The sequence below is a fragment of the Erythrobacter sp. genome (genome assembly GCF_023653175.1).
Classification (GTDB): domain Bacteria; phylum Pseudomonadota; class Alphaproteobacteria; order Sphingomonadales; family Sphingomonadaceae; genus Erythrobacter.
Genome location: NZ_JAMNXL010000128.1, coordinates 1 through 10427, shown reverse-complemented (window position 1 = coordinate 10427; position 10427 = coordinate 1). Strand labels below are relative to the sequence as shown.

Annotated in this window: 11 protein-coding genes and 1 pseudogene; 4 read left to right on the top strand and 8 right to left on the bottom strand. The window is 68.2% G+C overall.

Annotation, left to right across the window (positions count from 1 at the left end):
* A pseudogene (locus tag NBV68_RS13630) lies at positions 1-382 on the bottom strand (glycosyltransferase family 1 protein); the annotation flags it as partial.
* On the bottom strand, positions 379-1245 hold the full coding sequence (locus NBV68_RS13625) for an alpha/beta hydrolase (RefSeq protein WP_296310653.1): 867 nt from the start codon (positions 1243-1245) through the stop codon (positions 379-381). The pseudogene NBV68_RS13630 and the gene NBV68_RS13625, both read right to left, overlap by 4 nt.
* Before the next feature lie 73 nt (positions 1246-1318).
* On the opposite strand from NBV68_RS13625, the gene NBV68_RS13620 reads away from it, so the two are divergent.
* Together NBV68_RS13620 and NBV68_RS13615 are read left to right on the top strand one after the other, a co-directional pair.
* On the top strand, positions 1319-2716 hold the full coding sequence (locus NBV68_RS13620) for a protein adenylyltransferase SelO family protein (RefSeq protein ID WP_296310651.1): 1398 nt from the start codon (positions 1319-1321) through the stop codon (positions 2714-2716).
* An 85-nt stretch (positions 2717-2801) separates the two neighbouring features.
* Entirely contained in the window at positions 2802-4214 is a 1413-nt protein-coding gene (locus NBV68_RS13615; RefSeq protein ID WP_296310648.1) for a succinylglutamate-semialdehyde dehydrogenase, read from the top strand.
* Between the two features lie 9 nt (positions 4215-4223).
* Here the strand turns inward: NBV68_RS13615 and NBV68_RS13610 are convergent, their stop codons facing one another.
* Positions 4224-4943 carry a hypothetical protein gene (locus NBV68_RS13610; protein WP_296310646.1) on the bottom strand — a complete coding sequence of 240 codons (720 nt, stop codon included), beginning with the start codon at positions 4941-4943 and terminating at the stop codon, positions 4224-4226.
* 279 nt (positions 4944-5222) lie between these two features.
* Here NBV68_RS13610 and rarD point away from each other — a divergent pair, with 279 nt between their 5' ends.
* A complete protein-coding gene (gene rarD, locus NBV68_RS13605) occupies positions 5223-6137 on the top strand; it encodes an EamA family transporter RarD (RefSeq protein WP_296310643.1) in 915 nt (304 codons plus the stop codon).
* Here the strand turns inward: rarD and pyrC are convergent.
* On the bottom strand, positions 6129-7166 hold the full coding sequence (gene pyrC / locus NBV68_RS13600; protein WP_296310641.1) for a dihydroorotase: 1038 nt from the start codon (positions 7164-7166) through the stop codon (positions 6129-6131). The two genes, rarD and pyrC, sit on opposite strands and share 9 nt — an antisense overlap.
* Before the next feature lie 38 nt (positions 7167-7204).
* Here pyrC and NBV68_RS13595 point away from each other — a divergent pair, with 38 nt between their 5' ends.
* Positions 7205-7939 (top strand): folate-binding protein, encoded by a 735-nt coding sequence (locus NBV68_RS13595; RefSeq protein ID WP_296310639.1) that lies wholly within the window; start codon positions 7205-7207, stop codon positions 7937-7939.
* Here NBV68_RS13595 and NBV68_RS13590 read toward each other — a convergent pair.
* From NBV68_RS13590 to rplU, 4 genes are all read right to left on the bottom strand, one after another.
* Positions 7936-8532 (bottom strand): TetR family transcriptional regulator, encoded by a 597-nt coding sequence (locus NBV68_RS13590; RefSeq protein WP_296310637.1) that lies wholly within the window; start codon positions 8530-8532, stop codon positions 7936-7938. The two genes, NBV68_RS13595 and NBV68_RS13590, sit on opposite strands and share 4 nt — an antisense overlap.
* Positions 8533-8595: 63 nt before the next feature.
* A complete protein-coding gene (locus NBV68_RS13585) occupies positions 8596-9132 on the bottom strand; it encodes a GNAT family N-acetyltransferase (RefSeq protein ID WP_296310636.1) in 537 nt (178 codons plus the stop codon).
* Positions 9133-9347: 215 nt separating this feature from the next.
* Complete coding sequence (gene rpmA / locus NBV68_RS13580; RefSeq protein ID WP_296310634.1) at positions 9348-9617, bottom strand: 50S ribosomal protein L27; 270 nt, start codon at positions 9615-9617, stop codon at positions 9348-9350.
* 14 nt (positions 9618-9631) lie between these two features.
* Positions 9632-10009 (bottom strand): 50S ribosomal protein L21, encoded by a 378-nt coding sequence (rplU, locus tag NBV68_RS13575; protein ID WP_296310632.1) that lies wholly within the window; start codon positions 10007-10009, stop codon positions 9632-9634.
* Between the last annotated feature and the right edge of the window lie 418 nt (positions 10010-10427).

Genomic DNA, 10427 nt, shown 5'->3' with positions numbered 1-10427 from the left:
CGTGGTGCACCAGCGGCGGGAGCTTCCAGACCCCGCCGAACACGCGGTGCGCCATCACCACATCCATCGCGCCCCAATTGTAGGTGCAGACCAGATCGAAGCCCCGCATCGCCCGCGCGAGCCCCGCCAGCCGCGCAGGTGTGGGCCTGCCCTTCAGCGAAGGGAAATCGGCGGGGTATCGGGTCGGCACATGGCTCCCGACCAGCGCAGCGGCCGCCATCGCTTCGGGCACTGCGGAGATAATGGTGTGCTCGAGCCGCGGCCCCCAGGCATTCATCAGCCGGGCAGCGCGCACCTCCTTGCCGCCCGCAGCGAAGGTCGAATGGCAATGCAGGATGCGCGGAACAGTCTGGGGCCCGCGCCCCGCTGCGGCTGCGCTCACTCCGCCCCGTCCAGCAGGGCGAGGATCGCGGCGCGCACCACGGGCTCGTCGAGGGTCGGCGCGTGGCCGACATCGGGGACGGTGATAGTGGTCATCTTCGGATTGCGTACCCCCATCTGCTTGACCGTGTCGGGGCTGATGAGGTCCGACAGCCCCCCGCGCACCAGCAGCATCGGCACCCTCGCCAGCGCCTCGAAGGCGAGCCACAGGTTGGGCGGCGCGGCATTGCCGGGCTTGGCGAAGGGCTCGGCGATCGCCATGTCGTAATCGAACACGATCCGCCCGTTCTGGCTCACCACCATGGTGCGCTTGGCCATTTCGAGCCACTGGTCGAGATCGAACTTCGGGAAGGCCGCGCCATGCGCCTCTTCCAGCCCGCGCGCGGCGTGAACCCAGGTGGGGTAGGAGCGCCCCTGACCGACATAGCCCGAGATGCGCGCAAGGCCTGCGGTCTGCACTTCGGGGCCGATGTCGTTCATCACCACCGCGCTCATCCGGCCCGGCTTGCCTGCCGCCATCAGCATGGTCATCAGCCCGCCCATCGAGGTGCCGACTACGGCGAAGCGTTCGATCTCCTGCTCGGCGAGCAGCTTTTCCACGTCCTGGACATAGGTGACCGGCGAATAGGTGTCCGAATCCGGCGCATAGTCGCTCATCCCCCGGCCGCGCATTTCGGTGACGATCACGCGGCGGGTGGCGCACAGCGCCTCGGCGAGCCCGGCGAAATCGCGGGCGTTGCGGGTGAGACCGTGCATGCACAGCACCGGCAGCTTCGTGCCGCCTTCGGGCCCGGGGTAATTCCGGTAATGCAAGGTCAGGCCATCGCTGCTGGTCCAGTAGCGGTCTTCGTACAATGCGGCCATCGGCGCCGGTAATCCCTTCAGTCGAGGGCCCGTGCGCCTTGCGCGCCGCCCTGCGTTTCCCCACTATCGCGGCATGAGCGAGCGACTGCAACACCCGGATGCGTCCGGCGCCTATCATCCCGATCCCGTCATCCTCGCGCTGGCAGGGTGGCTGGGCGATCCCGTAGCGGCGGCGGACTTTCCCGAGACTGCCTTACGCTGGCGCAATGATCGCGCCGCGGCGAGCGTGGGGCTGGCGGGGCTGAGCGACGCGGCGTGGCTTTCGCATTTCGGGCGGTTCGCGCCTTTGGCGGGCAACCTCCCCCAGCCGCTCGCGCTGCGCTATCACGGGCACCAGTTCCGGGTTTACAATCCCGAGATCGGCGACGGGCGGGGGTTCCTGTTCGCGCAAGGTCGCGACGGGCGCGGGCGTCTCATGGACCTCGGCACCAAGGGCTCGGGCACCACCCCTTGGAGCCGGAGCGGTGACGGGCGGCTGACGCTGAAGGGCGCGGTGCGCGAAATCCTCGCGACCGAGATGCTCGAGGCCTTGGGCGTCAACACCTCCAAGACCTTCAGCGTGATCGAGACCGGCGAGGCGCTCTATCGCGGGGACGAGCCCAGCCCCACACGCTCGGCGGTGCTGGTGCGGCTTAGCCACTCGCACATCCGCATCGGCACCTTCCAGCGGCTGCTGGCCTTGGAGGCGGCGGACGAGATGGAGGCGCTGATCGGCTACTGCCTCGCCCACTTCCCTGCCCCGCCCCCGCCCGAGGATGCCCCCGACCGCGACAATCCCGCGATCCGCCTGATGCACGCGGTGGTCGAACGCATGGCCGATCTGGCCGCCAGCTACATGGTGGCAGGCTTTGTCCACGGGGTGCTCAACACCGACAACATGAACGTCACCGGCGAGAGCTTCGACTATGGTCCGTGGCGCTGGCTGCCTGCGTGGGAGCCGGGCTTCACCGCCGCCTATTTCGACCACGCCGGGCTCTACGCCTTCGGCCGCCAGCCCGAGGCGCTGCACTGGAACTGCGGGCAGCTTGCCGTCGCGCTGCGCCTGCACGCCGAGACCGCGCCGCTGGTCGCCGCGCTCGAACGCTTCGGGCCGCTCTACATGGCGGCCGTGGCGCGGCGCTGGTGCTGGCGGTTGGGGGTGGAGCAGCAGGGGATCGAGGCCGACACCCAGCTCGTTGCCGCCTGCGAGGCGCAGATGCGCGAAGGCGCGCTCCAGCCCGATGCCTTCTTCTTCACGCACCGCGGCGGGCGCGGCCTGCCCGGCGCCTTCAGCCATTACCAGCCCGTCGCCGACACCCATCCCTATTGGTCCGACCCCGCCCCCCAAACGATGCTTATCGAGGAGGTCGAGGGGCTATGGTCCGCGATCGACCAGCGCGACGACTGGGCCCCGCTCCACGCCAAGGTCGCCGCCTTGCGCCGGATGGGCGAAGCACACGGCCCCGCGCCCGAACCTGCGGGACATGCGTAAGGGGCTCACCCCTATCTTTTCAGACGCAATCGCTATACAGGCGCCCATCCGCGGGGGCAGGAATGAACAGGCGACCATCGCTAGCGTGAACGACACCATCCTCATTTCCCATGAGCCGGCAACGGGCGAGGAATTGTGGCGCGGGCCCGTCTCGGACGTGGACGCGGCGGTCTCGGCCGCGCGCCGCGCCTGGGCGCCGTGGGCCGCGCGCCCGCTGACCGAGCGGATCGCGGTCCTGCGCGCCTTCGCCAACACCGTCCGCCGCGATGCCGAGACCTTCGCCGATCTGATCGCGCGCGAGGCGGGCAAGCCCCTGTGGGAAGCCCGCAGCGAGGTCGACGCGGTGGTCGCCAGGGTCGACATCGCGGTGCAGGCCTACGCCGAGCGCACCGGCAAGAAGAAGTTCGACGCGGGCGTCGGATCGAGCGCCGCGGTGCGCCACAAGCCGCACGGGGTGATGGCCGTGATCGGCCCCTTCACCTTCCCTGCGGACCTGCCCTGCGGCCACATCGTCCCTGCTCTGATCGCGGGCAATGCGGTGGTGTTCAAGCCTTCCGAGAAGACGCCTGCAGTGGGCGAGGCGCTGGTCGCCGCCTTCCACGGCGCAGGAGTGCCCGCGGACGTCATCCAATGCGTGATCGGCGGGCCGGAGGAAGGCAAGGCGCTGGTCGTCCACCCGGGGACCGACGGCGTGCTGTTCACCGGCTCGGCCCAGGCCGGGATCGCCATCAACCGCAAGCTCGCCGCAAATCCGGGCAAGATCGTCGCGCTCGAGATGGGCGGCAACAATCCGATTGTCGTCACCGACACCCCCAAGCTGGCCGATGCGGCCGCGATCATCGTCCAGAGCGCCTTTGCCACCACCGGCCAGCGCTGCACCTCGGCGCGGCGGCTGATCGTCAAGGAAAGCGTCTACGATGCGCTGATGGTCGAACTCGTACCGCTGGCGCGCAAGCTGATGGTCGGCGATCCGCTCGGCGAGCCGCAACCCTTCATGGGCCCGGTGATCGACAATGACACCGCCGAGCGGATGATGGAGAGCTTCGTCGCCTTGCTGACCGGCGGCGGGCGCGCGCTGCTGCACATGCGCCGCTCGCTCCCCGATCTGCCGTTCCTCAGCCCCGGCATCATCGACGTGACCGACGTTCCCGACCGCCCCGATATCGAGCTGTTCGGCCCGCTGCTGCAAGTGATCCGCGTGCCCGATCTCGACACCGCGATTGCCGAGGCGAACAACACCCGCTTCGGCCTCTCGGCCGCGCTGATCGGCGGCAGCCCGGAGGATTACGGGCGCTTCTGGGCCAATATCCGCGCCGGGATCATCAACTGGAACGCATCCACCAATGGCGCCACGGCCAAGGCGCCGTTCGGCGGGATCGGCCTGTCGGGCAACCACCGCCCCACGGCCTATTACGCTGCCGACAACAGCGCCTATCCGGTCGCCAGCACCGAGATGGACCAGCCGCGCGCGACGATCATGGTCGGCCTGCGCCCCTAGTTCGCCCGGCTAGTTCGCTCGGTAGACCAGCGTCACGCCGGTCAGGCCATGCGCCGCCTTCCTCAAGCTGACCGCGAGCCGCTCCGACCCCTCGCCCGTGCCGGAAATGCTGTCGCCGGGCGCGGCGTGGCGGGTCGGCGTGAGGCCCGCCCGCGCGGCGCGGACGTGGTGATATTGCAGCACGTCCTCGGGCGCGGCGGGGGTGAGATAGCGGACGATCCGCAACCCGCAGTCGGCCGCATCGCTCCCGCCAGCCTGCACCACCATCGCGTGCGGCGGGATCGCGGCGGCGGGCGGCAGGGTGGCGGCTAGCGCGAAATCCTCGTTCAGCTCCCCGGCGCAGGTGCCCGGCGCGCCGACCGCGGCAAGCAGTTCTTCAGGCCCCGACATCGGCCCGAGCACCGCCCCGCCCGGCGCGTCACCGGCAGGCGGGAGATCGGGAAGCGTGCCGCTCTCGAGCAATTCGATTCGCATCGCCTCGCGCGCGGCAGCGGCGGCCGCGCTGCTCCCTGCCAGCACCGGCAGCGCAGCGCTGTCGGCAAAGCCGATCGCGGCAGCAGCCTCGTTGCGGCTGGCAAGATCGGGATCGCTCATCAAGGGATCATGGAGCGCGCGGGCGATCACCGGGTCGGTCGCGATCAGGCCTCCCCCTTGCGCAGCCTCGTCCCCGCCCGGCCCGCAGGCGGAAAGAAGGGCGAGCAGACCCAAGGGGATGACAGCAAGGCGCATAATGCGCCCATGGCATGCGGATGGTTAATTTGGCCCTCACCCCTCTTGAATCGCATCGGCCCATGAAAACGCCCCCGGAGCAGGGGCTCCGGAGGCGCTTTCCACGCAAGGGCAAAGGAGCCTGGCGTGCCGGCGACCACTGGTGGGAATGGCCGCAAGAACAATATCGTTCATCTGTAGCGCGACCTATCTGAACGAATCTCCGCCGCGGGTGAAAGCAACCATTCAGCGACCGCGCCGCTTGCCTAAGCCCCGCCCCGCCCCTAACGCCGCGCCAGCATGTCCGACCCCGCTCCCGCCCAGAAGCCTTCGGGCCCCGTTGCCTCGGGTCTCGCACCGGCGCTCGGTGCCTATGTGATGTGGGGCTTCCTGCCGCTCTATCTGGTGCTGGTCCGCAGCGTCCCGCCGTTCGAGTTCGTCGGCTGGCGGATCATCTGGACCCTGCCGCTGTGCCTCGTGATCGTCGCCTGGCGGCGCCAGTTTCCCGAATTTCTGGCGGCACTCAAGAGCCCGCGCAGCCTGCTCGCCCTGCTTGCCAGCGCCGTGCTGATCGGGATCAACTGGTTCGTCTACATCTGGGCGATCATGAACGGCGAAGTCTATGCGACCAGCATCGGCTATTACCTCAACCCGCTTCTGAACGTGCTGCTGGGCACGCTGGTGCTGGGCGAGAAGCTCAGCCGCCGCCAGTGGCTGGCGGTCGCGATCGCGGCGCTGGCGGTGGCACTGCTCGCCGCGGGCGCGATCACCAGCCTGTGGATCAGCCTCACACTCGGCATAAGCTTTGCGGTCTATGGCCTTGTGAGGAAACAGGTTGCCGTGGGATCGCTTCCCGGCCTTACCATCGAGAGCGCGATCCTGCTGCCTATCGCGGTCGCAATCGCGGGGTGGTACGCGATCAGCCCGCAAGGCTCGTCCTTCGGGCAGGACGCGTGGATGAGCGCGCTGATCATCTTCTCGGGCGTGGTCACCGCAGTGCCGCTGCTGCTGTTCGCACTGGCCGCGCGGCGGATGGACTATTCGACGCTGGGCTTTCTCCAGTACATCGCGCCGACGATCGTGTTCTTCCTCGGCCTGTTCGTCTTCCACCAGCCTCTCGCGCCCGAGAAACTGGGCAGCTTCGTGCTGATCTGGGTGGCGGTGGCGGTGTTCGTGTGGGACCTGTGGGCGAAGCGGAAAGCTGCCTCAGCCTAGGAATTTCCAGCCTAGCGTCTGCCCGCCGTGCCAGGGGACGATCTCCTCACCGGTCACGTGGAGGCAGGCGGGCACCGCCACCTCGGCGCGTTCGAAGGACACGCTGTCCTCGTTCACCGGCAGCTTGTAGAAGGCCGGGCCGTGGAGCGAGGCGAAGCCTTCGAACGCATCGAGAGCGCCCTCCTCGTCGAACACCGTGAGGTAGCTTTCCAGCGCATAGGGCGCGCCGAAGATGCCCGCGCAGCCGCAGGCGCTCTCCTTGGCGCTGCGCAGGTGCGGGGCGCTGTCGGTGCCGAGGAAAAATTTGGGCGAGCCGCTCGTCGCCGCCTTGCGCAGGGCGAGGCGGTGGCTCTCGCGCTTGGCGACCGGCAGGCAGTAATTGTGCGGCTGGATCCCGCCGACCAGCATCGCGTTGCGGTTGATGTGCAGGTGCTGCGGGGTGATCGTCGCAGCGACTTGCGGCCCCGACGCCATCACGAAGTCCACCGCGTCGCTGGTGGTGATGTGCTCGAACACCACCCGCAAGCCAGGGAAGGCGGCAACAATCGCGCGCAAGTGCCTTTCGATGAATTCCTTTTCGCGGTCGAACACGTCGACCGAGTGATCGGTCACCTCGCCGTGGATGCACAGCACGATGTCCTCGGCCTCCATCCGCGCGAGGACGGGATAGAGGTTCTCGACATTGGTCACCCCCGCCGCCGAGTTGGTCGTGGCGTTGGCGGGGTACATCTTGGCGGCGGTGAACACGCCCTCAGCGCTTCCTCGCGCCAGATCGTCGGCGTCGGTGGTGTCGGTGAGATAGCAGGTCATCAGCGGCTCGAACCGCACCCCTTCGGGCACAGCGGCGCGGATGCGGTCACGATAGGCCGCGCCCAATTCGGTGGTGGTCACCGGCGGGGTGAGGTTGGGCATAACGATCGCCCGGGCGAACTGGCGCGCCGTATAGGGCACCACCTCGCGCATGATGTCGCCATCGCGGAAATGGAGGTGCCAGTCGTCGGGGCGGCGGATGGTCAGGCGGTCACTCATGGCTTCCCCTTAGCGGCGGCCATGCCTATCTGTCACCCATGACTGCAACCCTGCTGACCACACGCGCAGCTGTGCGCCTCTCGCCCCTTGACGAGGCAGAGGATGTCGCCGCCTTCCTGCAAGGCCTCGTAACCAACGACGTGATGGGGCCGCTGCCCTGCTACGCCGCGCTGCTGAGCGCGCAGGGCAAGCACCTGTTCGATTTTCTGGTATGGCGGGATCCAGCGGGCCTGCTGCTCGACTGCGAGGCGGAGCACGCCGACGAGCTGGCGAAACGCCTGTCGATGTACCGCCTGCACCGCAAGATCGCCATCGCGCGGGACGAAAGCCTCGGCGTGCACTGGAGCCCCGTGCCGCGCGAGGGTGCGGTAGCTGACCCCCGTCTCCCCAGCCTCGGTCACCGCTGGCTCGGCGCGGCGGAGGGCGAGAGCGCTGACGCGGTGTGGCTTGCCCACCGCCTGTCGCTTGGCGTGCCCGAGGGCCGCGCGGAGATGGGCGACATCCTGTGGCTCGAGACCAACGCGGTCGAGCTCAATGGCGTCAGCTTCACCAAGGGTTGTTACGTCGGCCAAGAAAACACCGCACGGATGAACTGGCGGCAGAAGGTCAATCGCCGGCTGGTGGTGGTGCCGCTCGCGGCGTCAGACGAGGCGCGGCGGCAAGCGGCTTACGAAGACCTCGGCCTTGCGGTCGATCACCTGCGGGTCGAGGCGCTCGATCCGGCCGCCCTGCCCGATTGGCAGCGCGCTGGCGTTCTTACGTCCGAAACCTAAGCGATCTGGTGTCCCGCGAGGCTCGCTTCGAGCATCGCCGTCGCCCGTTCGCGCGCCGCATCGCGCGGCAGGCCGAGCGATTTCGCCAGCGCCCCGCCGATCAGCGCATCGCCCAGCGCCATCAGCACCAGCGACAGCGTGTCACGGTGCAGCCGCCGCTCGGCGATATGCTCGGGCGGTTCGGTCGGGGTGAGCTCGTCGAGCAGGTCGTGGATCACCGAGATGATCGGATCCAAGGCATCCTCGTTGCCGGTCAGCAGCATCCAGCTGGTGAGCGCGCCCGCGCCCTCGCGGTCGAAGGCATCGAAGGCGAGATCGACCACCTCGCGCGCCGATCCGAGCCCGGCGCGGCTGGCGTGGACCGCCTGGAGGATCGTCTCGCACACCGTGCGCGCCAGATGCTCGGCGAGCGCGCGCTGGAGCCCGGAGGCCGAACCGAAATGGTGCAGCAGGTTGGCATGGGTGCGCCCGATGCGTGCCGAGACCGCCTTCAGCGTCACCGATTGCGGCCCCGTCTCGATGAGCAGCGCGCGTGCGGCCTGCAGCGCGGTGCTGCGGGATTCCTCGGGAGTCAGTCTTTTTCTCGCGACCATATCCCTGCGCCCCTAGGGGATTTTGCAAATGCGAACAAGCCGCCCGCCGCCCCGCCGTGCGCCTCAGGCGGCGTGGGCGAGCGGGGCCGGATCCATGTCGGCCACCAGATCGAGCGCGTATTCGACCGATTCGACCGCCCGGCCGCGCGCTGCACTGAAGCGCTGCCCGGGCCGTCCGGTCGGGACGAAGCCGAGCTTGCGCAACACCTTGCCCGAGGCCGGGTTGTCGACGAAGTGCCCCGCAACCACTCGCCGGTGGCCGAGCATCCGCGCGACATGCAGCACCGCGCCCGCCGCCTCGGTGGCATAGCCGCGGCCCCAGTGGGCGCGCGCGATCCAGTAGCCGAGTTCGGGCTGGCCCTCGTGCTCCCCGATCCCCGCGGAGCCGATCACGCCAGCGCCCGGAAGCGTCACGAGGAAGTGGGGCAGGCGGCTGTCCTGCGGCAGGGCGGCAAAGCTGCGGGCGTCTTCGAGCCTGTAAGGCCACGGCGCGCGCGCGAGGTTGCGCACGATCGCCTCCTCGCCGATGCCCGCAAGAATGGCGCCGCAATCCTCGGGGAAAGCGGGTCTCAGAAACAGTCTTTCGCTGCGATGGAACACGAGTTCTCCCTTCCTCGCCCCGCGCCCGCCCCTAGGGTGGACGCATGACAATTTCATGGCCGCGAAACTTTCGAATTCGCGCGGCGATGGTGAGGGAGAACGCGAAAAGGGAGACGGACCCCCTCATGTGAGGACGGTCCTGTCTCCCTCATAGGGCGGGTCTTTCACCCGCCGGGACCATCCTTGACGGACGATCCCTTCATCGAATCGTCCGCTTATTCGGCGGCTTCGGCCATCACGTCTACCGAGACGTATTTGCGGCCGAGCTTGCCCGCGTGGAATCGCACGACGCCCTCGGCGAGCGAGTAGAGGGTATGGTCCTTGCCCATGCCGACATTCACGCCCGGGTACACGCGGGTGCCGCGCTGACGGATGATGATGTTGCCGCCGATCACTTCCTGACCGCCGAACTTCTTCACGCCAAGGCGACGACCGGCCGAATCACGACCGTTGCGCGACGAACCGCCTGCTTTCTTGTGTGCCATGGTTCAAACGCTCCTTATTCGGCCGATGCCGCCGCGGGGGCGTCTTCGGTCTTGGTCTTCTTGGCGGCAGCCTTCTTCGGCTTCTCGGCAGCGGCAGCGCCGACAGCCGTGATGCGCAGCAGGGTCATCTGCTGGCGGTGGCCGTTCTTGCGGCGGTAGTTGTGGCGGCGACGCTTCTTGAAGACGATCACCTTCTCGCTCTTGGCCTGGGCGATGATCTCGGCCGAGACGGTTACCGACCCTGCATCGGCGAGAGTCTCGCCTTCACCGGCCAGCAGGACATCGCCCAGCGTGATCGTGTCGCCGGCTTCGCCTGCGAGCTTTTCAACGGCAATCTTGTCTCCGGCGGCAACCCGATATTGCTTGCCGCCCGTGCGCACTACAGCGAACATGGCTCTAAACTCTCTTGTCTGTGCAGTGTCCGGCCATCGCGCTTGCGCCACAAAAACCGAACGGCAATGCGGGGCTTGCGAAGATGCAGCCCCGTAAAGGATGCGTGCCGTTAGGGGAAAGGCGGGCCCAAGTCAACGCCCCTCGCATCCGCGCCATCATCAAAAAGTCGGACGAACCGCACCGTCAGGACACTTTGCCAGCGCGAGGTGTCATGGTAACGGGACATGGGATCTTTATGCGCGAACAACTGACAAAATCTGCCATTATCGCCTCGTTCGCCGCGGGGCTTGCCGCCTGTGCGGGGACGCAAGGCGACTACCCATCGCTGGCGATGCGTCCGTTCGAGAGCGGCGTCCCCCCCGAGCCCGCGCCGCCCCCGCCTGCCCCGATTCGCCCCGCGACCAGCCCTGCCCGCCT

Excerpts from the sequence above, each read along its gene's own strand:
- NBV68_RS13620 (WP_296310651.1), top strand. The coding sequence starts at position 1,319 with ATGAGCGAGCGACTGCAACACCCGGATGCGTCCGGCGCCTATCATCCC.
- NBV68_RS13610 (WP_296310646.1), bottom strand. The coding sequence starts at position 4,943 with ATGCGCCTTGCTGTCATCCCCTTGGGTCTGCTCGCCCTTCTTTCCGCC.
- rpmA (WP_296310634.1), bottom strand. The coding sequence starts at position 9,617 with ATGGCACACAAGAAAGCAGGCGGTTCGTCGCGCAACGGTCGTGATTCG.
- NBV68_RS13595 (WP_296310639.1), top strand. The coding sequence starts at position 7,205 with ATGACTGCAACCCTGCTGACCACACGCGCAGCTGTGCGCCTCTCGCCC.
- NBV68_RS13625 (WP_296310653.1), bottom strand. The coding sequence starts at position 1,245 with ATGGCCGCATTGTACGAAGACCGCTACTGGACCAGCAGCGATGGCCTG.
- rplU (WP_296310632.1), bottom strand. The coding sequence starts at position 10,009 with ATGTTCGCTGTAGTGCGCACGGGCGGCAAGCAATATCGGGTTGCCGCC.
- NBV68_RS13590 (WP_296310637.1), bottom strand. The coding sequence starts at position 8,532 with ATGGTCGCGAGAAAAAGACTGACTCCCGAGGAATCCCGCAGCACCGCG.
- rarD (WP_296310643.1), top strand. The coding sequence starts at position 5,223 with ATGTCCGACCCCGCTCCCGCCCAGAAGCCTTCGGGCCCCGTTGCCTCG.
- pyrC (WP_296310641.1), bottom strand. The coding sequence starts at position 7,166 with ATGAGTGACCGCCTGACCATCCGCCGCCCCGACGACTGGCACCTCCAT.